The 22,297-nt window shown below is 55.4% G+C and carries 21 protein-coding genes; 2 read left to right on the top strand and 19 right to left on the bottom strand.

Annotation, left to right across the window (positions count from 1 at the left end; translation table 11 throughout):
- A complete protein-coding gene (locus NQZ67_RS06000) occupies positions 1-630 on the bottom strand; it encodes a 5-formyltetrahydrofolate cyclo-ligase (protein WP_257443701.1) in 630 nt (209 codons plus the stop codon).
- Between the two features lie 148 nt (positions 631-778).
- Between NQZ67_RS06000 and NQZ67_RS06005 the strand changes: the two genes are divergently transcribed.
- The gene (locus tag NQZ67_RS06005) at positions 779-2,716 is read left to right on the top strand and encodes an ABC-F family ATP-binding cassette domain-containing protein (RefSeq protein ID WP_257443702.1); all 1,938 of its coding nucleotides are present in this window, start codon (positions 779-781) and stop codon (positions 2,714-2,716) included.
- Positions 2,717-2,767: 51 nt separating this feature from the next.
- Here NQZ67_RS06005 and NQZ67_RS06010 read toward each other — a convergent pair whose 3' ends face one another.
- The 17 genes from NQZ67_RS06010 to yyaC form a co-directional block, all read right to left on the bottom strand.
- On the bottom strand, positions 2,768-3,418 hold the full coding sequence (locus tag NQZ67_RS06010) for a response regulator transcription factor (protein WP_257443703.1): 651 nt from the start codon (positions 3,416-3,418) through the stop codon (positions 2,768-2,770).
- A complete protein-coding gene (locus NQZ67_RS06015; RefSeq protein ID WP_257443705.1) occupies positions 3,396-5,792 on the bottom strand; it encodes an ATP-binding protein in 2,397 nt (798 codons plus the stop codon). The genes NQZ67_RS06010 and NQZ67_RS06015 overlap by 23 nt, the downstream gene beginning before the upstream one ends.
- A 20-nt stretch (positions 5,793-5,812) precedes the next feature.
- Positions 5,813-5,977 carry a competence pheromone ComX gene (gene comX / locus NQZ67_RS06020; RefSeq protein ID WP_257443707.1) on the bottom strand — a complete coding sequence of 55 codons (165 nt, stop codon included), beginning with the start codon at positions 5,975-5,977 and terminating at the stop codon, positions 5,813-5,815.
- A gap of 128 nt (positions 5,978-6,105) precedes the next feature.
- The gene (locus tag NQZ67_RS06025) at positions 6,106-7,050 is read right to left on the bottom strand and encodes a polyprenyl synthetase family protein (protein ID WP_257443709.1); all 945 of its coding nucleotides are present in this window, start codon (positions 7,048-7,050) and stop codon (positions 6,106-6,108) included.
- A gap of 196 nt (positions 7,051-7,246) precedes the next feature.
- The gene (locus tag NQZ67_RS06030) at positions 7,247-7,990 is read right to left on the bottom strand and encodes an ABC transporter ATP-binding protein (protein ID WP_257443711.1); all 744 of its coding nucleotides are present in this window, start codon (positions 7,988-7,990) and stop codon (positions 7,247-7,249) included.
- 412 nt (positions 7,991-8,402) lie between these two features.
- The gene (locus NQZ67_RS06035) at positions 8,403-9,977 is read right to left on the bottom strand and encodes a 2-isopropylmalate synthase (protein WP_257444066.1); all 1,575 of its coding nucleotides are present in this window, start codon (positions 9,975-9,977) and stop codon (positions 8,403-8,405) included.
- 772 nt (positions 9,978-10,749) lie between these two features.
- Entirely contained in the window at positions 10,750-11,832 is a 1,083-nt protein-coding gene (gene tsaD / locus NQZ67_RS06040) for a tRNA (adenosine(37)-N6)-threonylcarbamoyltransferase complex transferase subunit TsaD (protein ID WP_257443715.1), read from the bottom strand.
- Positions 11,825-12,322, bottom strand: coding sequence for a ribosomal protein S18-alanine N-acetyltransferase (rimI, locus tag NQZ67_RS06045; RefSeq protein ID WP_257443728.1), 498 nt, complete (start codon positions 12,320-12,322; stop codon positions 11,825-11,827). The genes tsaD and rimI overlap by 8 nt, the downstream gene beginning before the upstream one ends.
- Positions 12,319-13,137, bottom strand: coding sequence for a tRNA (adenosine(37)-N6)-threonylcarbamoyltransferase complex dimerization subunit type 1 TsaB (gene tsaB / locus NQZ67_RS06050; protein WP_257443730.1), 819 nt, complete (start codon positions 13,135-13,137; stop codon positions 12,319-12,321). The genes rimI and tsaB overlap by 4 nt, the downstream gene beginning before the upstream one ends.
- Positions 13,115-13,621: a tRNA (adenosine(37)-N6)-threonylcarbamoyltransferase complex ATPase subunit type 1 TsaE gene (tsaE, locus tag NQZ67_RS06055; protein WP_257444067.1), complete on the bottom strand. Its 507-nt coding sequence runs from the start codon at positions 13,619-13,621 to the stop codon at positions 13,115-13,117. Before tsaE ends, tsaB begins: the two co-directional genes overlap by 23 nt.
- A gap of 13 nt (positions 13,622-13,634) precedes the next feature.
- Positions 13,635-14,696 carry a thiamine-phosphate kinase gene (gene thiL, locus NQZ67_RS06060; protein ID WP_257443732.1) on the bottom strand — a complete coding sequence of 354 codons (1,062 nt, stop codon included), beginning with the start codon at positions 14,694-14,696 and terminating at the stop codon, positions 13,635-13,637.
- Positions 14,697-14,850: 154 nt separating this feature from the next.
- Complete coding sequence (locus NQZ67_RS06065; RefSeq protein WP_257443733.1) at positions 14,851-15,933, bottom strand: HD-GYP domain-containing protein; 1,083 nt, start codon at positions 15,931-15,933, stop codon at positions 14,851-14,853.
- Between the two features lie 149 nt (positions 15,934-16,082).
- Positions 16,083-17,762, bottom strand: coding sequence for a histidine kinase N-terminal 7TM domain-containing diguanylate cyclase (locus tag NQZ67_RS06070; protein WP_257444068.1), 1,680 nt, complete (start codon positions 17,760-17,762; stop codon positions 16,083-16,085).
- A gap of 79 nt (positions 17,763-17,841) precedes the next feature.
- Entirely contained in the window at positions 17,842-19,047 is a 1,206-nt protein-coding gene (locus NQZ67_RS06075; RefSeq protein WP_257443739.1) for a class I SAM-dependent methyltransferase, read from the bottom strand.
- An 11-nt stretch (positions 19,048-19,058) separates the two neighbouring features.
- Entirely contained in the window at positions 19,059-19,727 is a 669-nt protein-coding gene (locus tag NQZ67_RS06080) for a DUF6483 family protein (protein ID WP_257443741.1), read from the bottom strand.
- 40 nt (positions 19,728-19,767) lie between these two features.
- Positions 19,768-20,610, bottom strand: a complete 843-nt coding sequence (locus NQZ67_RS06085) for an alpha/beta fold hydrolase (protein ID WP_257443743.1) — start codon at positions 20,608-20,610, stop codon at positions 19,768-19,770.
- Between the two features lie 60 nt (positions 20,611-20,670).
- Positions 20,671-21,246, bottom strand: a complete 576-nt coding sequence (gene yyaC / locus NQZ67_RS06090; protein ID WP_257443745.1) for a spore protease YyaC — start codon at positions 21,244-21,246, stop codon at positions 20,671-20,673.
- A 151-nt stretch (positions 21,247-21,397) separates the two neighbouring features.
- On the opposite strand from yyaC, the gene NQZ67_RS06095 reads away from it, so the two are divergent.
- A complete protein-coding gene (locus NQZ67_RS06095) occupies positions 21,398-21,622 on the top strand; it encodes a DUF1128 domain-containing protein (protein WP_257444069.1) in 225 nt (74 codons plus the stop codon).
- A gap of 110 nt (positions 21,623-21,732) precedes the next feature.
- Here the strand turns inward: NQZ67_RS06095 and NQZ67_RS06100 are convergent, their stop codons facing one another.
- Positions 21,733-22,197 carry a hypothetical protein gene (locus tag NQZ67_RS06100; protein WP_257443746.1) on the bottom strand — a complete coding sequence of 155 codons (465 nt, stop codon included), beginning with the start codon at positions 22,195-22,197 and terminating at the stop codon, positions 21,733-21,735.
- Positions 22,198-22,297: the final 100 nt, after the last annotated feature.

The raw sequence follows: 22,297 nt of genomic DNA on the forward strand, positions 1-22,297 counted from the left end.
TTAATCGCCATCCGGATCATGCCGGAAGTACAAAGCCTTCTCGGTCACAACGCCGTCCAGGCGCAAATCGTGTTCCTCCAGCGGTACTCGTTCTACAAGCTGCGCCTCAAATCCTGCTCCGATCCACAAAATCTTCTTCCCAAGCTCCGCCGCTTGCCGGTTCGCCTGCTCCGCGTAACGGTCGTAATACCCCGCCCCGTAGCCCATTCGGCCTCCCTCTCTATCGAAGGCAAGCCCGGGCACGACGACGATATCCGGCACGGCCTCCGCGGGCAGCTCCGCCATTCGAGCCGGATCCGGCTCCATAATGCCATATGCTCCGGGGATCAGCTCGTCCCATCCGGCGAACGCGTATAGCTTCATGGAATAGTCCGAAGGAATGGAACGCGGTACGATGACGCCCACTCTTCTGCTCCAGCACCGCTCTATGAAAGCTCGCAGGTCGAGCTCGCTCCGAAAGGAAGAGTAGACCATGACGGAACGGCATTCCCGGTCTTCGACCCATTCCGAGAGCTTCTCGCATGCCGCTTCGGACCATAGCTTCCGATCGCGCGCGCTCATCGCATCTCTCATGCCGGTCCATTGTTTTCTTAGAGATTTCTTGTCCCCGTGCTCCGAATCCCTTATCATGCCCTTACATCCTTGTTCGTATCGTTTCATCTTTCTTGTAGTGTACCATTGTTATGCAAGTTTCGCCAATGGAGACGCTAGTTTGTGGTAAACTAGAGAGGTGCGCGTTTTTTGTCCTGTTGTCATGATGAAACGGAGGTTTCTACGAATGTTATTGCAAGTATCCAATATATCCAAGAGCTACGGCGTCACCCCGATTCTCTCCCAAATCTCGATGCAGGTGCTGGAGAGAGAGCGGATCGGGCTTGTAGGCGTGAACGGTGCCGGCAAGTCGACGCTGCTTAAAATTATCGCAGGCGAGATAACCCCCGATTCCGGGGATATTCATAAACCAAAAGATCTGAAGCTGGGTTACCTTGCGCAGAATAGCGGTTTGCAGTCGGACCGGACGATTATCGAGGAGATGCGGGCCGTATTCGCGCATCTGATCCAAGCCGAGCAGGAGCTCCGCGAGCTGGAGGTCAAGATAGCCGATCCCGAGCTTCATGCCGACGAGAAGAGATACGCCGACATTCTGGACCGCTATGCCAAACGCTCCGATTGGTTCAAGGAAAACGGCGGCTTCGAGATCAATACCCGCATTAACAGCGTCCTTCATGGGATGGGCTTCGGCAGCTTTGATCCGGACACTCCCATCTCGACGCTAAGCGGCGGACAGAAGACAAGGCTCGCGCTCGCCCGTATCCTACTGCAGGCGCCGGACCTGCTCATGCTCGACGAGCCGACCAACTATTTGGACATTGAGACCTTAACCTGGCTGGAAAGCTACCTGCGGGGTTACCCGGGCGCCATCGTCGTCGTCTCCCATGACCGTTATTTCCTGGATGCGCTCGCCGACACGATCATCGAGATCGAACGCCATGCGGCCAAGCGTTATACCGGCAATTACAGCCGTTACCTGGAGCTTAAGGCTGCCGATTACGAAACCCAATTGAAGCATTTCGAGAAACAGCAGGAAGAAATCGAACGGATGGAGCAGTTTATTCAGCGCAACATCGTGCGGGCTTCAACGACCAAACGCGCACAGAGCCGGCGCAAGGCGCTCGACAAACTGGAACGCGTCGACAAACCGCTCGGCGATTTGAAGAAAGCCCATTTCTCGTTCGAAATCGAACGCATGTCAGGGAAGGACGTTTTGACGGTTGAAGGACTTTCCGTCGAGTTCCCGGGACGCGAGCGGCCTCTGTTCCGGAACGTGGGCTTCAAGCTGACCCGCGGCGAGACCGTTGCCCTTATCGGCCCCAACGGGATCGGCAAGTCGACGCTGCTGAAGGCGCTGGTCGGCCAGCTTGAGCCTGCCACCGGCACTATCCAGCTCGGCACGCACGTGAAGCTCGGCTATTACGATCAAGAGCATACGAGACTGAACCCGCAGAATACGATACTCGAAGAGCTGTGGAGCGCGTACCCTCATTTGGAGGAAACCCGGATTCGCACGGTGCTCGGGAACTTTCTGTTCAGCGGCGAGGATGTTCTGAAACGGATTTCCTCGTTAAGCGGCGGCGAGAAAGCTCGCGTGTCGCTGTCGAAGCTTATGCTTGCGGAAGCGAACCTCCTTATTCTGGACGAGCCTACCAACCACCTGGACCTCTTCAGCAAGGAAGTGCTCGAGGCCGCTCTTCTCGATTATGAAGGAACCTTGTTCTTCATCTCGCATGACCGCTATTTCCTGAACAAAATGGCGGAACGGATCGTTGAGCTCGGTCCGGACGGCATGTCGCATTTCCTGGGAAATTATGACGAAATGTTGGACAAAAAGCGGGAGATGGAAGAAGAAGCGCTGGAAGCGGCCGCGTTGCGCAGCAGCACCTCCAAAAAATCGGCCGCCCCGGAAGCCGCTCCTTCCTCAAGCTCCTATGAAGCGGAGAAGCAGGCCAAACGCGAAGAACGGAACCGGCAGCGCAAGGCCGAACAGCTCGAATCCGAAATTGCTCAGCTGGAGGAGCAGATCACGGCTCTTGAGGAACGTCTCGCCGATCCGGAAGTGTTCGGCAACTATTTGCGGGTACAAGAGCTTCAAGCCGAGATTGATACGAAGCGCTCTGCGCTGGCCGCAGCCTACGAACAGTGGGAGCAATATATGTGAGAATGCAGCAGCCTCATGAATACGATTCATGAGGCTGCTTCTTTCATGCGTTTAATATTGCTCCATGCTGATAAGTCCCAGCCGTTTCGCTTCCCGGATGGCCTCCGAACGAGAACGGACATTTAGCTTTTCGAAAATTTTGGTCAGCTGATATTCGACGTTGCGCTGGCTGACATGCAGGATAGCGGCCAGCTCCTTGTTGCTGACGCCGGCAGCCACTTCGTGGAGAATGGTCATCTCCTTCTCGTTGATCGATACGTCCTCGATCGACAGCTCGGAACGGGAGATGGCGACTTCATTCCTTCGAAGCTGCTTCAGCAGCGAGATCGGGATAACCGCTTCTCCTCTGAGCGCGCATCTTATGGAATTGTGAAGCTGCTCCCGGGAAGCCGTCTTCGATATAAAGCCGGACACACCAGACTCGACCAGCAGATTGAAGTGCGTGCCAATCTCGTACCCCGAATAGATGATGACCTTGCGCTCCGGATCATTCTGGATCAGACGCTTCGTCAGCTCCAATCCGCTGATTCCAGGCATGTTCAGATCGCACAATATAATATCGAACGCTTCGGAATGCACTTTATCCAGCGCTTCGAGCGCGGATAACGCAACCGTCACTTTCATCTCTCCGTCCTGCTCGATCATCGTTTTGGTGCCTTCGCCGACAGACGGATGATCATCAACTAATAAGATACGAATCACGCGAAATTCCCCTCTCCGATAAACCGTTCGACATAATGAGCGGCATCAGGATGATAACCTCCAGTCCCTTCCCGCGCTCGGAATAGAAGGAAATGTCCCCCTCCAGACTCGCGACGCGCTCCTTGATTCCCGACAACCCCATGTGCTCGAAGGACTCCTCCATCTGATGGACTTCCATACCTACTCCGTCGTCCTGATAGCGGAAATAAATAGTGCCCTCGCGAAGCTCCAGCTCCAGCTGAACGACCTTGGCGCCCGCATGCTTGTCCGCGTTGCGGAGAAGCTCTTGAACGATGCGGTAGATAGCGGTAATCTGCTCTTCATCCATGGGCTCTTGGACCGGCGTCGAGCGGAAACGAACGTCGAAATTTACCCGCATCTGCATATGCTCGATAATCGATTCGACGGCTTCTACGACCCCCATCTCCTTAAGCAGAGGAGGGCGAAGCTCGTTGCAGGTTTCCCGGATCTGATGAATAACGTCAAGCAAGCCTTCCTTAATCTGCTCAAGCTCACTGCCCAGCTTGTCCGTGATCGGATGGTCCATCATGACCGATTCAAGCTTCCGATACCAGATCAGTTGGTCTTGCAGCGCGGAATCGTGCAGATCGGCGGCAAGCTTCCTCCGCTCGTTCTCCGATAAGCAGAACAGCATTCGCAGCACCCACGGAGAAGTCGTTTGTTCCTTCCGCACCTCGGTCTCCAAGTCCTCGATCAAGCCTTCTATAAGATAGAGATTCTCGAACACGATGCTGGAGTAATTGGCCATCGTCTTGAGCCATCTTATTTCATCCGAGTTGAACCGCGTATGGTTCGTCTTGAGGCCGATCCACAAAATATGATAGCGGGAACGCTGCTTCCCGATTATCATGCCGAGTCCGTAAGGCAGATCGATCAATTCGCCCAGCTTCAGCGTATTGACGATGCCAAGAAGAAAGTCGCCCGTCACTTTCTCCTCGTCGTTCATGGCAACCGGGAACACGACATGCTCCGCCTGATCGACGATCAGGAACGAGATCCGATTGACGGGCAGAAGCGAAGTGATCTCCTGCTTAAGAACCGCCTCCAGGTCGGATTGCTTCATGACCCTCGCGATGCTGCGGGAGAAACGGTCCAGACTGTCCTGATAGCTGTACATCGCTTTGAATATTTTGGGCCGGAACCGCTGATCGATCTGCTCCTTCGCATAGAGGAACAGCGTCATTCCGATAAATGTAATCGAGTATAGAAGAAACCATTTCGACCACCCGCCGTGTCGCCCTAAATCCATCACGAAAGCCGCAACGCCGGATACCAAAGCGGCAGGCAGCAAAGATAACGCGGTGTAGTACTTAAACCTCGTTAATATAAAATCGATGTCGAACAATTGACTTGACGTCGATAGATAGAAATAGACGATGGGAAGCACAAATAAAAACAAGGCGGTAAAAGCCGCCGGCAAAATTTGCTTCTGACCGAGCATTAACGGCAATAAATTCATCGTCGTGAACGGGGTAAACGCCACGAGATGGGAGACGAGCGTAATCGTGAACAACGATTTCAGCTTCGAATTCCTGTGCTTAATGAACTTAAAGGCAAGACGGTATATACATACCAAATTGCCGATTAGCACGACGCCGCTATAAGCGATCTTAATATAAGATAACACTTCGAAATCGAATAGATCCGTCCAGATGTATACGAGGCTGAATAAACTTACGGCTCCGGCGAGCATAAATAAAGCCCTGAGGAACTTCTTTCCAATAAATTGGACATTGAAGCGCCGCAAATAAATATTCATGAAATTCATAAAGATGAGGATAATGGCGGGCATCACGACGTAAATAACGGACAGCCCGACCGGGTCGCTGCGGTGGGATGCCGCGGAGCTGTAATAGCATATGCCGATCGACATAAAAAAAAGAATAAGCATAAGAACGGCTGGATCATTCTTGCGCTTGACGTACAGAAATCCGGAAAAAGCAAAAAAGAACAGCAACGATATTCCCGGTATATATAATTGAAGCATTAGTTCTGTGGCCGAATGCTCGTTGGTCCATCCCTTCGAGAAATGGATCAGCGCGCTTGTCCCGTCACGATGCTCGACAAGCACGTTATCCGCATATTCCAACGAATTATATTTCATGACGTTATCGTACAAATGCGCGGGTTCGCCGTTCACTTCCACGATGCGGTCTTGCGGCCGAATGCCGGATATAACGGCCTCCCCTGCTGGTTCAACGGATTGCACGATATATAGATTGTCCGCTTCCTTAACTAATAGCGCGCCGATGGAAGGGATCCTCACGATAACGATAGTCAAATAAAACAAAATCGCCGCGAAAGCAATGACGAAGAGGATCGCAAGTATTCGGTTTGATTTGGCTAGTCTCATGCGATCCTCATCCCCTCAGGCTATTCCCACATATAAGAATATCCGTTGTCCCTCTTTTCCATTAATTCAGCCAAAAGCGCCTCTTGTTCTGCCGCGGAAACGCCCGCGAATTGAAGCTGTCCCGACAGGGCGAGCGACATCTTCTCCGTGCTGCTGGCTAACTGACGAATCGTTTCTTTCAACATTGGAACTCCTCCGCCTCTCATTCAATCTATCATTATATAGTACATTTATACTATATCAAGGAAAGACATGACTGAAAACGCAAAGATCATTCGTATTTACCGAAATGACTTTTGCGTGATTGCGCGGTTCACTCAACCGTTATATATCCTGCCGTCAAGCCCAGCAGCTTGTCTTTCCAATCCGCATCGGCATCCGTCTCCCGCAACAGCTCCTCGAACCGATTGTAGTGCATTCGACTCATGACCGAACCGTACAGGCTTGCGCCCGATTGCTCGCAAATCCGGAAGAACAAGTCTTTCTTCTCGGAAATATCGGATTTCGTTAAGCGGCCTTCGTAATAATCTCTAATCCAGCTGACCTGTTCGTCGTCCCCCTCCATCAAATACATCGAGAGCAACGTCCGCTTGCGGTTCAGGAAATCGCTCTTGTCGTCCCATCTCATCAGGTCCCTGCCGTCATTGCGCAGCTGAGCGGCGATTCCGAGCTCCTTCGCGTATTCCGCAACTTTCTCATGCCAAGGATGACCCGCCAGCATCACGCCGCACATACATGCCCAGACGAGCAGCGACGCCGACTTCAGTTCGATCATCTCGAGGTACGCTTCTTCCGTCCGAATGCCGTTCATCAAATCGAGCATTTGGCCGTTCGCGGATCGAAGGAGCTGTATATTAGTCATCTCCGCCAGCTTCCCCCGCAGTTCCGCGTTCGGCGCGGCCTCTAGGAGCGCCTGCTGGGACAGCGTAATGAACGAAGTCGCGATATGGACGGAGAGCGGAAGCGGAAGCTTCATCCAGGGCTTGTCCGGGGCATCGCCATCCTCCAAGTCGTCCAAAATGTCGGATGCCAGAATAAACAGCTCCACCGCGGCCGACGCCTTCTCGATGTCGGCATGTTCGCCGCCGAACATCCGGTAATGGATGGCCGTCAATTCGCCGAACAGCATCCTTTCCTTCCTCTTGTCTTCGAGGAACAGCAGCGCGTGACGGCACATCGGCTCCGTCGTAAACCAGGTTCGGATACAGTCGCTCATGAGGCCGGCGATTCGATTCTTGCGTTCGTACTGATCCTGCACGGTATGTCCTCCGATTCAAGCAATCTAGCATCTATTATACTATGATTGCTTCCCGGTTACATCCGGCGGCTCTTTCCTCAATGCTCCCCCCTCGCTTCGTTTGGTTAAGAGTAGAGCGATCAGCTCCATCTTCTTCTGTATAAGGCTTTCGCGCTTCTGTGATGACCGATTGCCAGGATGGTCCGCGTCGGGTGACTTAAACGCCAACACCTCCCGGTTCTCCTACGGCGTATTGCATATATACGGCTTCCATCGTTAATCCGCCGCCCGGAAGCCCTTCGATTAATCGTCCGGGACTGTCGCAAGCCGCCATTCTCCCCTTGCGCAGAACCAGGATCCGATCGCAGCGCGCCTGCATAAGGGACATGTCGTGCGAGGCGATGACAATGGTCTTGCCCTCCGCTCTGAGCGCCGCGAGTATCGCCCAGTAATCCCTCTTGGCCTGCGCGTCCAGCCCCGTCGTCGGCTCATCCAGGAAAATAAGCTTCGGTTCGTGTGCTATCGCGATCGCGAGCATAGTCATTTGCTTCAGTCCGCCGGTCAACCCTCGGATCAACTTATCCGAATAGGGGAGCAGACCGAAGCGGCTCAGGTAGGTATCGATTTCATGTTCTCGGCTATAGGCGCTCTGGAACGTCTCCAGCGCCTCCCGCACCGTCATCCGCTCAACGAGAGAAGCTCCTTGGGGAATCTTATTCATAGATCCCTTCAGCTGATCCGCTTCCAGCACCGCATCATGTCCCAGCAGGCGCAGAACGCCGCCGTCCGGCTGCAGATTGCAGGATAACAGCTCCAGCAGCGTGGATTTGCCCGCTCCGTTCATCCCCATAATTCCGAATAGCTCTCCTTGCCTCACTTGAAAGGATAGCTGCTTGATTGCATTATTCGCGCCGTAGAGCTTGCTCACTGTGTCCAATTGAATAATTGCCGGCATATCCATTCGGCCTTCCTCCGTTAATGAAGATTACTTTAACGATAGCCGATCCCCCCTCAATTTTCACCGAAAAAGTGGTTCGTAATTAGCGCAATGAAGTTGCGTTCCGAAATCCCTTTCTTAGTTATTCACAGCCTTATCCACATAAGTGAATAAATTGTTTGTAAATTCAGTCGACATTTATAACGAATAATATCGAATTAGGACAAGAAAACTACGGTTTTTAGGTACATTCTCTCCTTCTCAATAAAGAACGTGGACAATTATTCACGTTATGCACATTATCCACAATGCGCTTGTGAAAAAACTGTCCACGTTTGCATCTTACTCCCACTCTAGACAAACCCTTTTATTTACGCGGTTTTTACATAGTTATCCACATCGACTTGTCGGTATGTGTGTAACTTTCTACACAAGTTTAACTCAAGGCCTTCGAATCGACTTCATTCGCGGTACGCGCCGCTTTCTCTGCACGAGTTCGGCCCGCTGTCATCATGGCTTGGTTGCATGCCGAGATATAAGCCTCCGCCGCCGCCAGAATAATATCCTTGTGAATAGACGTTCCCCGGTATCTTTTCCCTTTGTGGATAATACTTACAACTGCCTCTCCATTAGCGCCTTCCCCTGTGGACAGCGAATGCAGCTCCAAATCCTCGAACTCTACCGCCACCGGTATCGCCTGGCCGATCGCGCGGATAACGGCCTCCAGCGGTCCTTCGCCCATGGCGATATAGGACTGATCCGCGCCTAGCTCGTTGTTCCGGATCGTGACCGTCGCGCTCCTTGCGCGCTGCGTTCCCGCATGCACCTGAAGGTCGACCAGCGCGAATGGATCCGGACGCGTTTTGGTCATATCGCCCGCAATGCGGATCAGCTGGTCGTCCGTCACGATTTTTTGGCCGTCCGCTACTTCCTTGAACCGGTCATAGATGGACTTCAGCTGATCGTCCGTTACCTGAACGCCGTATTCCTCCAGCCGGTGCTTGATCGCATGGCTGCCGGAATGCTTGCCAAGAATGATCATGCTTCGGGAGATGCCCATCGCCTCGGGATCCATGATTTCATAGGTGCTGCGGTTTTTCAGCAGGCCATCCTGATGAATGCCGGATTCATGCTGGAACGCGTTCCGGCCGACGATCGGCTTGTTGTAGGCGATCGGGAAGTTCATCGTCCGGCTGACGACGCGGGAGGTTTCATAAATTTCTCCCATGTTAATGCCTGTCGCCGCCCGAATCGCGTCTTTGCGCGTCTCGACGGCCATGACCAGCTCCTCGAGCGAGCAGTTGCCTGCCCTCTCGCCAATCCCGTTCACGGTCACTTCGATTTGCGTGGCTCCCGCCTCGATGGCCGCGAGGCTGTTCGCGACCGCAAGCCCCAGATCGTTATGGCAATGCGCGCTGTACCGGACCGTATCGCCGCCTCTCGCTTCGCGCCGAACCGTATGGAACAGGTCGGCCATTTCGTGCGGCAAAGCATACCCCAGCGTATCGGGAAGATTAATGATGGTCGCCCCTTCGGCAATGACCGCTTCCACCAGCTGAATGACGAAATCCCGCCCCGAACGCGTGGAGTCCATTGCCGAAAACTCGATCTCGTCCACGAATTGCTTGCCGTATGCGACCATCTCGCGAGCGATCCGCACAACCTCGTCGCGGGATTTGCGCAGCTGGTGGTTCAGGTGGATATCCGACGAGGAGATGAACAGATGCAGACGTCTGCGCGCGGCATCCTGCGTCGCCTTGACGGCCGCGTCAATGTCGGCTTTGACGGCTCTCGCGAAGCCGGCGATTTCGACATTTTGCAGCTCCCTTGCAATCTGCTGGACGGCCGCGAACTCGCCCGGACTCGATACGGCAAAGCCCGGCTCGATGACGTCGATCCCCAGCTTCGCAAGCTGGCGGGCGATGACGATTTTTTTCTCGGGCGCGATCGAAGCTCCCGGCGACTGCTCTCCGTCTCTTAACGTCGTATCGAATATTTGAATTTTTTTCATCTCTTGGCTCATGATCCATTCCTCCTAGAATGTGTAGAAATAAAATAAACCCGCCGTCTCCGTAAAAGAGACGACAGGTTTGCCGTGGTACCACTCTCATTGACTGCAGCCACAAGTCCTCCGACGGACCATAGAGATCCCGGAAGCGCGAATGTCGCAGCCCGCTTCAAGCCCGATCACGGCGGCTAACCGTATCGAAGTAGGGGGCAGCATCCACCAGAGATGAATGTCATCCTTTCCCTCGATCCGCTCCCAGGCGAGATTCAAGCGTTCGCTTCGACTGCGTCGCACCGACCCGCAGCTCTCTGACCGACGTTACGCCCGCAGGCGTTCGCCCCTATCCAGCTATCGCTTTACTGCTCCTGTTCCCAGCGTTTTCCTTTATACACTTCAATCGACAACAAGAAAAGCCTGTCGTCTCCTAATCAAGAGACGACAGGCTATAATGACCCGCGCGGTACCACCCTTGTTGACTCGCTCACATTCCTTAACGAAAATGCTGCGCGCCCACCTTAACCATAAGACCGGCTCCGGATGCCGATTCCTATGAACCTCTTCACGGAGGTTAACCGTAGCCGTGTACGCAAAGCCCAATGAGCTTTCTCCACCGCTCCGCTCCCAGGCGAGCTTCAAACCAATCTTCGTCCGCGTTGCACCCGCCCGCGGCTCTCTGAGCTTCCCGATTGGCTTTACTGTTCCTGTTCCCAGCGTTTCGTCGCTATGAGTTGTTTCGAAGTATTGTTGCTTATTATATGCAAATCGTTATTGTCTGTCAATTATGGGCCGATAAAGACCAGCCCTCGAGGGGCAGACCGGGATCCGCCTTCATGTCGAGGTTCGAGAACTGGGACCGCTTCAGCTTCAAATGAGCAGCGGCGCCGATCATGGCGGCATTGTCCGTGCACAGTCCGCCGGGCGGGATCAGCAGCTCGATTCCCTCCGCCTCGCAGCGAGAGGTCAGCGCCGTCCGCAAGCCGCGATTGGCCGCGACTCCTCCGCATAGCAGAAGCTGCTTGGCTCCGTATTGCCGCACCGCGCGAAGCGCCTTCGTGACCAGCACGTCGATAACGGATTCCTGGAACCCGCGCGCAAGCGCCGCTTCATCCAGCTCCAGCCCCTTCATCCGCGTCTGGTTGATAACCGCCAGCACCGCCGATTTCAGCCCGCTGAAGCTGAAGTCGTAGCTGTCCGGCTCCAGCCATGCTCTCGGCAATTCGATCGCGTTCTCCGCCCCTGCGGCCAGCTTGTCGATATGCGGACCTCCGGGATAAGGCAGTTGCAGCGCGCGCGCCACCTTGTCATAGGCTTCCCCTACCGCGTCGTCCCGCGTGCGGCCCACGACCCGGAACTCGCCTTCGCTCTCGAGCAGCACCAGCTCGGTATGCCCGCCGGACACGACGAGCGCCATGCATGGATAGTTCATCTCGTGCACCAGCTCGTTGGCATAGATATGGCCTGCTATATGGTGGGTGCCGATAAGCGGAATATCGAGAGCCATCGCCAGACTCTTGGCGGCGACGATCCCAACCAGCAGCGCCCCGACAAGCCCGGGCCCCTGCGTCACCGCGATCGCCGACAAGTCCCGCAACGAACAGCCCGCTTCGCGAACCGCCTGCTCCATAATGAGCGTTATCGTCTCTACATGCTTGCGGGACGCGATCTCCGGCACGACGCCGCCGAATCGGACGTGAACGTCGATCTGACTCGATACCACGTTCGACAAGATGTGTTTGCCTCCGCGAATGACGGATGCCGATGTTTCGTCGCAGCTTGTTTCGATGGCCAATATAAGCGAATGATCAAAAGATTCCGCAGCCTCTGTCGCCGATCGATCGTTTCCTGCGTTCCTACTCATGCCGTCTCCCTCCCTTCTTCAGCTTCTCGACATCCAGCTCGGCCCACATAATGAGCGCGTCTTCGTTATTGTCGGAATAATAGCGCGGACGAATGCCGGCCGGCTCGAAGCCGAATTTACGATACAGCTTTTGGGCCGTCTTATTGGTCACTCGTACCTCCAGCGTCATGCGGGCCGCGCCGAAAAAGACGGCCGTCCGCTGCAGCTGGTCCAGCAGCCTGTTGCCGAGCCCTTTGCCCCGCATATCCGCGCGGACGGCGATATTCGTAATATGGGCCTCGTCCACGATGACCCACATGCCCCCGTAACCGAGCAATTCCCCCCGATACTCCATGACGAGATAACGGGCGAACATATTGTTCGTCAGCTCGTTCTGGAACGCCTCCTCGGACCAGGGGCTGCTGAACGCTTCCTCTTCGATGGCCAGAATGGCCGGAATATCCTGCTTGGTCATGGCCCGGTAGATCAGCTTGTTCGTATCCATGCTCATCCCCGCGACTCTCCCGATTGCCTTGCCTTCAGCTTCACTTCCGCTTCCGTAAGCTGCGTGTAATTGGGGGTAAACGCGTGAACGTCAGCGAACGATTCGGCAGCCAAATTCAGCATGCCCAGCTCGGCCAAGTACCTTCCTCGCAGAACATGCGGCAGCAGGTTCACCGCGAGACCGGCTCCCCGGCCCTTCTCCTGCAGCTTGGCAGCCGCCTCGCCATGCAGGGACAAGTCGCCGGTCAGCCAGATGACCGGACGCTCGTCCTCCTGCCTCGTCTCTGCTTCCCGTACGATTTCATCCACCCAATCCATCATGATCCGAACGCCGTCATCCTGAATTCTGCTCCAGCCGGACGCATGGCCCGCTTCGAACATCGCCCCGTACACTTGACCTCTTCGGGCATCCATAATAGGAATGAAGAAGTGCGTGCCGGTCAGCTTCCCAGGCAGCTCGCCGTCTACCGCGCCGATGCCCTCGCGCAAAGCGCCGTAAGCGATCGCCTCCAAGCTGGAGACGCCCGTCAGCGGCTTCTCCCAAGCCCACGCGAGCGTCTTCGCCGCGGTGACGGCAATTCTCATGCCTGTATAGGAACCAGGGCCGCTCCCGACGACGATCGCATCCAAACTCTCTCTCGAGACGCCCGCTTCCTCCAAAATCGATTTGACATGCGTGATGACATGCACGGAATGATTGCGCTCGGCGATCGACTCGATCTCCGACAGCACTTGATTCCCCCGCAGCACCGCCGCGGACATCGCCGCCGTCGACGTATCGAGCGCAAGCACCGTTCCGTTATAGGCTTCCGTCATTCTCATTTGTCGCTCCCATCTTGTTCCACTCGTCGCACCAATCGGCATAAGGCTCCCCGATGCCCGTCGCTCTCACCACTCTCGACTCGCCGCCCAAATGCTCGATAAACAGCTCCAGACGGTTCGGAGGCAGCAAGTCCTCGATCAAGCTCGCCCACTCTACCAGCGTAACGCCTTCTCCGTAGAAATAGTCGTCCAGCCCCAGCTCGTCGGCTTCTTCCTGCGACAGCCGATACACATCCATATGGTAGAAAGACAGCTTCTCGCCATCATATTCTTTAATAATCGTAAAGGTCGGGCTGTTCACGATTCCCTTCACGCCGATCGCCTTGGCGAAAGCCTGCGAGAACGTCGTCTTCCCCGCGCCCAAATCGCCGTCCAGCGTAATGACAGTGCCGGGAACCGCTTTGGCGGCGATTCGTTCCGCCAGCTCAGCCGTTTCCTGCAGGCTATGAATTTGCCAATCCGCCCGCGCGCTTGCTTGCTCCATCTTCTTCACCCGTTCATTCGTCAAAATGATTGTAGCCGCGCTTCCCAATCTTCCGGCGGGCTATCCTACCGGAAGCCCGCTCGCCGTTCCAGTTCTTCGGCAGCGGAATCAACTCCACGTCCGGCTCGCCTGCTTCCGCCTTGCCAATAATGTAGAACGGCAGTCCGCGTTCATGGAACGCCTTCTGGACCGCATCCGCTCCGCCGCTCTCCACGGTTCCGACGAGTACATAGTCCTCGCCCCCGTAAAGCATCCATTCGAGCGGATCGATTCCCGCCTTGGCGGCATAAGCGCTCAATGAGCCGCTCTTCGGCAGCCGCCCCTCCTCCAGAACGATCCGGAGACCGGACGCTTCCGCCAGCTCCCAGGCCTCGCTAGCTAGACCGTCGCTCACGTCGTTCAAGCTGCGGCAAGCGCCGGACTTCAGCAGCAGCCTGCCCGCCAGCACCGACGGCTTCGGCCGCTTGTGGGCGGCAACGATTGCGGCATATTCGGAGTCGGGAGTCCCCGCTTCCTCCCGAAGGAGAAGGTGCAGACCGGCCGCCGACATGCCGAGCGGACCGGTCACGAATACCGCGTCTCCCGGCCGGGCGCCCGAGCGCCGAAGCTCCTTGCCCGTCTCCACCGTTCCGGTTAACGTCACGCTGACGACCATATGGCTCGGAGCCGAAGTCGTATCGCCGCCGATTACCGCAATGCCGTACTGTTCGGCGCATACGTACAGACCGTCGTAGACGCGGCGCATCCGCTCCGAACCGTAGCCGGACGGCACGCTGACCGAGACCACCGCGTGAAGCGGCACGCCTCCCATCGCGGCGATGTCGCTTACGTTCGCGGCGAGCGCTTTATAGCCGACGTCTTCGTCCGCCATCGTTCCTTCCGCGAAGTGAACCGTCTCCACCATCGTATCGACCGCGATCAACAAGCTTCCGGCTCCGTCCAGCCCGGCTTCGGCAAGGCTTAGGTCCACGGCGGCGGCGTCGTCGCCGATCCCCAGAGTAACGCCCCGCCGGCGCTGCCATTCGGCAGTTTGCCTTCCGGCCGTCCAATGTCGAATGCTTGCGAATTCGTCCAACGATCCATTCTCCCCCAGCTAGCGTAATCCGCTTCTTTTTCTACTCATTTTACCTTAATCGACCCTATATTCAAAGCTTCGCCGCGCATGATACAAGCCTCTTACGCCCAGGCGGACCGCCGGGGCGTAAGAGGCTTTCGAGCAGCGACTTAGGCTAAAGCTCTTTCACAATCGTAATATGCATCTCGTTCTTCAGCTCGATCTCGTACGGCGATTTCGGCGGCTTGCCGTCGGCTTCCGCAATGACGCGCACCCGCGGACGATGGACGGCAAGATCGTTATTATGCGTGACGACCACCTCTTGCCCCGTGCTGAGCAGAAGCGTCGTCGCGATAGGGTATACCGATATATGCTTGCAGAAGAGCCGAATCAAATCCAAGTCGAAATAAGTGCCTCCCGCGGCGAACAAAAATTCGACCGCTTCGCTAGTCGTATACCGCTTCCGATGCGGTCTCGGAGAGACAAGAGCGTCATAAGTATCGGCTAAACCTACGATTTGGCCATACATATGAATCTCGTCCTTGCTCAGTCCGCGGGGGTAGCCCGATCCGTCGAACCGCTCATGGTGCTGCAGCGCGCAATGGGCGGAGACGATCGAAATATCGTGATATTTCCGCAGGATGTCAAAGCCTTCCTTCGGATGCGAGCGCAGGATTTGCCGTTCCGCCTCCGTAAGCGGGCCTTGTCTCGTGAGCAGCTCCTGCGGCATCTTCGTCATCCCGATGTCGAATAATAGCGCTCCGACGCCAAGCTCTTCCAGCTGGTTGCGGTTAAACCCTTTCGCAAGCCCCATAATACCGGCAAGCACCGCAACATTGAACGCATGCTGGAACCAATACGCGTCCATGGAATGAATGCTCGTCAAATTCACCAGCATGTTGGGCCTTGTCGCCAAATCCTGCATGATGCTGCCGAACACCGCCCTGAAGTTGCGCCCCATGTCGGGAGCGATCGTCTTGCCTTTGGTCAGCTTCTCGTCCTTGAAGGAGGTCATGGTCTTGTAAATGGTATTGACGGCCTGCGATCTTGTCTCGTCCCTGATCGTATCCTCGGGAACGATATCGGCCGTAAAGCCGTCTTCAATATACAGCACGTCGATGCCTAAATTGCGAAGTCTCGTTATGTATCGGTCATTGAGCTCGATGCCTTCTCCTAGAAGCACATTCCCGTTATCTTGAAAGATGGGTCTTGCAACTTTGTCGCCGGGCTTGACCATTTCCAGTTGAACTTTTCTCATCTGATTGCTCCCGCCTTTGAACCTTCTCTTTTCCCCAAGCGAGGTACCCTTAATCTTATCAGACAACCGCCGATCTGACTATGCGTACGGCGGGCGCCCGTAATCGAATCAACCAATAACAAAAAAATCCCGGACGTAACGTCGGGATTTCATGCCAGCTTTCGCTTCACGATGCGGTTGCGGCCATTGTACTTGGCCTCGTACAGAGCGGCGTCCGCCTGCGCCATAAGCTCCCGCAAGAATGCCTTCGGCTGTTCTAACGCGGACGGCTCGATCTGCTCGATCGAGATGACGCCCATGCTGATCGTCACGTTCACCGGAACGCCGTTCGCCCCGGTCAAAACCAGATTCTGCTCGACGGCTTCCTTGACGCGGTCCGCGATAATGTCCGCTTGCTCGCGGTTGGTATGCGGGAGGTAAACCGTAAATTCTTCGCCGCCGAACCGGGCGAGAACATCCGTCAGCCGAAGAGCGCTTCTTACGGCCTCGACCGTGCTGCAAAGCACTTCGTCGCCGATGATGTGGCCGTAACGATCGTTGATTGATTTGAAATAATCAAGGTCGAACAAAAAAATCGAAAACGGAATGCCGTATTTGAAATTGTTCACGATTTCGCCTTCCAGCTGCTGAAGCAAGTATCGTCTGTTGTAGCAGCCCGTCAAGCCATCCGTGATCGCCATATGCTCCAGCTTCTTGTTCGCCTGATAGAGCTCGTCCTGCATAATAAGCAGCTCGCGATTGCGTTCTTGGAGCAATTCGTTCTGCGTATTCGTCTCTTCGACGAGCATGCGAAGCTCGGTCACGTCTTGGATCGTAATGACGCGTCCGACGACTCGCTTCTTCTGATTCAGAATCGGAGCCGACTGCACGATGACATGCTGAATGTGATTCATGTCCATGGCGAGCTCGACTTCGATCCGGTCGAGGGGGCGAAGCCGCTGCGCTTCGAAAAACTCCAGAAGCTGCCTTCTCGTTTCGTTCTTGAACGGAGACACCATCGCTTCCAAATTGAAAATATCCCCGACCCGGAACCGGATGAACGGCTTGATCACTTTGTTGATCTCGATGATCATGCCGTTCTCGTCCATCACGATAATGCCCATCGACATCGTATTCATAATATCCCTCTGGACGATCTGGATAATATCGAATACTTTGTTGCGGCTGATCGCGTGCACGATATAAATCGCCGTCACGGTCATCCCGACCGATATGAGAGGGATATAACGCGCGAAGTAGTCGATGTACGCCACATTGACGACAAAATCCATGATCGCAAAAAACGACAAAACAAAAACGCCGTTAAGCGCCGTCCTGACCATCTTCCGTTGGCGGGCCGAATCGTCTCTGCGTCCGAGCTTGTACAGCAAAATGACCAAGGATACGGTCAGATAAAGCACAAGCTGTCCGATCATGACCCAATAGAGGGAACCGTGCTGCAGCTGCTTAAGCGGCTCCAGCGCGGAATCTATGCGGAGGAACCGGCCATCCGGATTCCAGACGACGACCGTAACCGACACGAGCGCGGGAACCGATATGAGAAACAGCCGACTCTTGCGAATAACGTAATACTGTCCGGTCAGGAAGAGAATAAACGCGAACCATCCAATGCCGAGCAGCGAAAGTCCTATATAGGAGCCTGATAGGTAGAATAGCCTATAGCTAGTGTCTGAAACGGTCTGCGAGGCAAATTGGAACAGAGGCCAGAGCATAAATACGACATGCAGAAAAATATAAATCCGGTGTAAAACCGTGACGGTGCTGGAAGAAAAAACGTATAAAAACAACCCTAGCAGCACCAGGAACATACTAAAGTCGAGCCAAATCATCCATTCCAATTCGGTTCACCCATTCATTTTATAGCCATCTTCTTCCATTGTATCAAATGTTATTCTGCTCGACAATTGGCTATTTCGCAGTTTCCGATATATTTTGCGAGGGTCCCGGGAGGCGTTCCGCGATCATCGATTCTAGTGCCGGAGACAGGCGAAGAAAGTCCCTAAAGCTTTCGTACTGCTCCCATTTGGCCGCGGATAGTTCTTTGTGAGGAGAAGCGACGGCCCGGATAAGCAGGTTTTTGGGCGTATGCTCCGGATCCACGAACTCTAGCATCTGCACCTTGTACCCGAGAACCTCGAGCAGATTCCCCCTCACCGCGTCGGTGGCGAGAGCAGCGAAACGTTCCTTGAGCAGGCCTTGGGAGAGCAGCGGCGCAAGAGTGCCGTTCTCGATTTGGCGGAACGCCTCATGCTGGCAGCACGGCACGGACATGATGACGGAAGCGCCCCATCCCACGGCTTTGGCCAGCGCGGCGTCCGTCGCCGTGTCGCAGGCGTGCAGCGTGACGACCATATCCGCCGACTCTTGTCCCTCGTACTCCCCGATATCCCCCACGAGGAAGCGAAGCTTGTCGTAGCCCAGCTTCTTGGCAAGCTCCGAGCAGAACGAGATCACGTCCTGCTTGAGGTCGAGCCCGACGACGGAAATATCCCGTCCTTGCTCTACCGCCAGCAGGTGATAAAGAGCAAACGTCAAATAGGATTTGCCGCAGCCGAAATCCACGATCTTCAGCTCGCGGCCGCGGGGCAGCGCGTCCACCACATCCGAAACCATCTCCAGAAAGCGGTTGATCTGGCGGTACTTGTCCTGCTTCTTGGCGTGCACGCGGCCCTCCGGCGTCATAATGCCGAGCTCGACAAGGAACGGCGCGGGCTTGCCTTCCTCCAGAATCCTGTTCTTCTTGCGATTGTGGTCGAGGACGGCTTCGCGCGCCTTGCCGGCGGCAGCCTGCTTCCTCATCGTCGCCTTTCCCTTGTTGTTCAACAAGAGCTGCACGTCCGCGTCCGCCGTTTTCACCAGCGCTTGCCGGTAGGGGTCGCCGAGCAGTCTGATCAGCCGATCGGCCGCCTCCTGCCCTTCCAGGTTCAGATGCGTAACTTTGTTCGCGAAATGCGATTCGAACTGATAGCGCAGTCCTTCCTTCAGCTTCACCGGCCGCACGACCGTCTTCCCTGGCGTCTCTTCCGTCTTCGCGCGCGGCGAACTAAGCGTGGCCTGCAGAAGCCCGCCTCCGCGTATCCATTCCCTTATGTCTTCCTGCCATTGATCCGTCATGCTGCCTTCGGTCACTCCTTCGTTACGCTTTCCTTCTTGTCCAGGCTCAGCTCCGCGAGCCCCTGCCTGATTTCTTCGCGGGGCAGTCCTCCCGCCTCCAGCTCTTCGTCGCTTTTAGCAAGCAAACGGGCGTACACCCCGGCGGCATCCTGCGCCGGCAGCGCCCGCTCCTTCACCAGCTCGAACATTACGTTCTCGACTTGATCGTACTTTCCTTCCGCTTCATGCCATTCCATAAGCAGCCGCTTGGTCGGCACCGGGAGCTCGTATTCCCGGACGAGCTCCAGCAGCTCCTCGATCTGCTCATTAGGCTCCACGAGCGTCGGCTCCGCCTTCATCAACGACAGGCGAAGAAACAAGCGCAGCGAGCGATTGTACAAGCCGAAGCATTCCGTTTCCCTCCCCAGCTCCCCATGCAGCAGCGCCTCTTGCTTCAGAATAATGGCGATGGCTTGCAGATGATCCGTATCGACGATGCCGTTCGTTGTCATTACCTTCATCAAGTCCTCGTCGGTAAGGGAACGAATCAGCTTGCCGCTGAGCCGGAAGTGCTTATCCAGCAGCTCCTCCAGGACAAGCAGCGCCTCTTCCTGCTTCATCTGCTTGCGGAGACCCATGACCTGGCCGATAGCCTCCGTCATCTGGCTGATCATCCTCATGAAATAATCCCTCTGAAACAACCGTCCCCCTCCTCTCCTAAGGTATGGCGGCGGCCCTTCGTTAAACCGAACGAACGAAGGAAGCGATCTCCTCCGCCAGCTGAGCGGAGCATTCCTGCATGCTCATATGGCCAGCCTGCTCCAGCTCCACCTTCCTCGTATCCGCGCCTATCGCCGCAAAGGTGCTCGACGCCGGAATAATGCCGTCCTGCGCTCCGGCGACCAATAAGACGGGCAGCTTCGTCTCCTTAATGACGGAGCTTCGATCGATCCTGATCTTCATCCCTCTGGCCGTAGCCATGGCCCCGTGCTGAGAAGTCGCGTATCCGATCGCTTTGCACCGTTCGAGCTCGGGCTGCATGTCGTCCAGACGATCCTGCGCGAACAGCTTCGGAATAAGACCGTCCACAAATTCTTTGACGCCTTTGCTTCCGATCGTCTCGATCGCCTTGTCCCGGTTAGACTTGGCCGTCTCGCCGTCCGGCAGGGAAGTCGAGTGAATGAGGCCGAAGGCGGCGAGCCTGTCTTCATAACGCTCCGCGAACGCGAGCGCGATGTATCCGCCGAGCGAATGGCCGAGCACGACGGCTCTCTCGACCCCGATTGCTTCGAGCAAGCCGGCCAGATCATCGGCGTAAAGCTCCATCGAATACGTCTCGTCATCCGGCGAGGAGCTGTCGCCGTGTCCTCTGGCGTCCGGCGCGATGATGCGGATCGACGCCGCCAGCTCGTCTACGATTTTCTCCCAGTAGGCCGAGCTTCCGCAGTAGCCGTGCAGCAGGACAAGCGCCGTATCCAAACCGTGAGATTCCTTCGAATCGAAGTAAGCCAGCCTCGTGCCGTTGTTCAGCGTGACTTCCTCCTGAGCGATCGATACCTTCAAGTCTTGCTCTTGATTTGCCATTATCCATTCCCTCCATTTCAATCCTTATGAACACTCTCATCCTATGTATCAAGGTACCCGTTATGGCCCCTTGCCAAACCAAGCTTCGCAAATCGCATCCGCCGTCTGCTTCGCCATCTCCATCACGAGATGGAGGGAGGTCGTCTGCAGCATCCCGTACGCCTTCGGCCCGTGCATATTGACGACGCCCGCAATGCTGACGTCGCCGACGAAGGGCAGCCGTCTGCCGATCGCCGCCCCGGGCTGCAGCGGTCCCTCCGCCGCGAGAAAGCAGCCGACGGATTCCGGCTTCCCCAAGCACGCGTCGATGGCCACGATAAAGGACACCCGTTCACGCAGCGCGGCCGCTTCACGCACAGCCTCCTCCACCGCATGCGCGTCGCATGGCTTCTCCAGCGTTCCGATCACATGGGGGAAGCCGCGTTCCTTGAGCATGGAACCGACAAGCGGCCCGTAGGCGTCTCCCGTGGAGCGGTCGCTGCCGATGCATATAAAGAGTACTCCGCCAGGCTCCCGGGTGGATTCGCCCGGCCATGCCTTCGCCAGAAAGTCCGCCAGCTCTCTCCTGCCGCAAGGGCTAGGGAGACCTTCGGTCACGTCTGGGCGCGCCCGGTTTTTTCTTGCCCGCTGTCCCATCTGCCTTCACCTTCTCCGGACTTTAGCTAATGTTCTTCATACCCGTTATTGTACCGAAATTCTCCTGCCGCTTCAATTTGTGGCAAGCGCCGCGCGCCCCGTGGTACAATGGCAGGAATACGGTATTCGCAAGAAAGGAGCAATGGTAATGATGAATCTGGAGCAGCAGAGTCAAGAGAACGTGGAATTCATGATCGAAGCGATCAAAACCAAGCTGCGCATGGCTTCCGGCGCCGCCATGCAAGCTTCCCATTTCAGCGTGGAGCAATATGAGGATATCAGGGACTTGTACGAGGTGGTCGATTCCAAGGACAAATTCAGCATCAGCGAAGTGGAAGCGCTCGTATCCGAGCTAGGCAAGCTCAGAAAAAAATAATTCACTTGAAAATTACAAAATAAAACCATTTTATATGAATAATTCGACAAAAAAGAACCGAAATCGATCACGCGATTTCGGTTCTTGTTGTCTATTAGGCCGAATGGACTCTACTCCTCCGAATCGGAATCCAGCTCCGCATCGATGGGATCGAGCGCTTCGATGGTGAGCTTAATGGAAATGTCCTTGCGCTCGCCCTTCAGGAAATGCGCCAGCCTCTCCAGCTTATCCGCGAGCTCGGGCCCGCTCAGCGTCGTGTTCAATTGATAGCCGAAGGAATCGGACGGCGGCTTGGAGCCGTAGGAGCTTCCGCCGCGCCAGCCGCGTTCCTCGGGCACACCCGGACGCTGGGGAATCTGCTCCTGGGCAGGGTAGAACTTATCCGACTTGTTCACCACGCGCTCGTAAATGCGGAGCTTCTTCAGCAGCATATAATATTGGGCGGAATGCTTGAAATTCCAAGCCTCCCGGATATCTTTGAGCGTATAATCCATCTTCCAACGCTTCAGCTTCTCGACTTGCTCCTCCGTGCTCAGCTGCAGAAATTCATCAAGCGGCAGCATTTTCTCCGGCATTTCAACCCCTCCAATTGTGAAATTCAACTATAGCTAATAATAATAATTCAAAAAACAATATTTATTAAATAAAAAATACCATAATTTTATCGCCAATACA

The sequence above is a fragment of the Paenibacillus soyae genome (genome assembly GCF_024623455.1).
In the GTDB taxonomy this organism is placed as follows: Bacteria; Bacillota; Bacilli; order Paenibacillales; family Paenibacillaceae; genus Pristimantibacillus; species Pristimantibacillus soyae.

What these genes read in the sequence shown, in the direction of transcription:
- NQZ67_RS06000 (WP_257443701.1), bottom strand. Translation starts at nt 630, where the DNA reads ATGATAAGGGATTCGGAGCACGGGGACAAGAAATCTCTAAGAAAACAA.
- NQZ67_RS06005 (WP_257443702.1), top strand. Translation starts at nt 779, where the DNA reads ATGTTATTGCAAGTATCCAATATATCCAAGAGCTACGGCGTCACCCCG.
- NQZ67_RS06015 (WP_257443705.1), bottom strand. Translation starts at nt 5,792, where the DNA reads ATGAGACTAGCCAAATCAAACCGAATACTTGCGATCCTCTTCGTCATT.
- comX (WP_257443707.1), bottom strand. Translation starts at nt 5,977, where the DNA reads ATGTTGAAAGAAACGATTCGTCAGTTAGCCAGCAGCACGGAGAAGATG.
- NQZ67_RS06030 (WP_257443711.1), bottom strand. Translation starts at nt 7,990, where the DNA reads ATGGATATGCCGGCAATTATTCAATTGGACACAGTGAGCAAGCTCTAC.
- NQZ67_RS06035 (WP_257444066.1), bottom strand. Translation starts at nt 9,977, where the DNA reads ATGAAAAAAATTCAAATATTCGATACGACGTTAAGAGACGGAGAGCAG.
- tsaD (WP_257443715.1), bottom strand. Translation starts at nt 11,832, where the DNA reads ATGAGTAGGAACGCAGGAAACGATCGATCGGCGACAGAGGCTGCGGAA.
- rimI (WP_257443728.1), bottom strand. Translation starts at nt 12,322, where the DNA reads ATGAGCATGGATACGAACAAGCTGATCTACCGGGCCATGACCAAGCAG.
- tsaB (WP_257443730.1), bottom strand. Translation starts at nt 13,137, where the DNA reads ATGAGAATGACGGAAGCCTATAACGGAACGGTGCTTGCGCTCGATACG.
- tsaE (WP_257444067.1), bottom strand. Translation starts at nt 13,621, where the DNA reads ATGGAGCAAGCAAGCGCGCGGGCGGATTGGCAAATTCATAGCCTGCAG.
- NQZ67_RS06065 (WP_257443733.1), bottom strand. Translation starts at nt 15,933, where the DNA reads ATGAGAAAAGTTCAACTGGAAATGGTCAAGCCCGGCGACAAAGTTGCA.
- NQZ67_RS06070 (WP_257444068.1), bottom strand. Translation starts at nt 17,762, where the DNA reads ATGATTTGGCTCGACTTTAGTATGTTCCTGGTGCTGCTAGGGTTGTTT.
- NQZ67_RS06075 (WP_257443739.1), bottom strand. Translation starts at nt 19,047, where the DNA reads ATGACGGATCAATGGCAGGAAGACATAAGGGAATGGATACGCGGAGGC.
- NQZ67_RS06085 (WP_257443743.1), bottom strand. Translation starts at nt 20,610, where the DNA reads ATGGCAAATCAAGAGCAAGACTTGAAGGTATCGATCGCTCAGGAGGAA.
- yyaC (WP_257443745.1), bottom strand. Translation starts at nt 21,246, where the DNA reads ATGGGACAGCGGGCAAGAAAAAACCGGGCGCGCCCAGACGTGACCGAA.
- NQZ67_RS06095 (WP_257444069.1), top strand. Translation starts at nt 21,398, where the DNA reads ATGAATCTGGAGCAGCAGAGTCAAGAGAACGTGGAATTCATGATCGAA.
- NQZ67_RS06100 (WP_257443746.1), bottom strand. Translation starts at nt 22,197, where the DNA reads ATGCCGGAGAAAATGCTGCCGCTTGATGAATTTCTGCAGCTGAGCACG.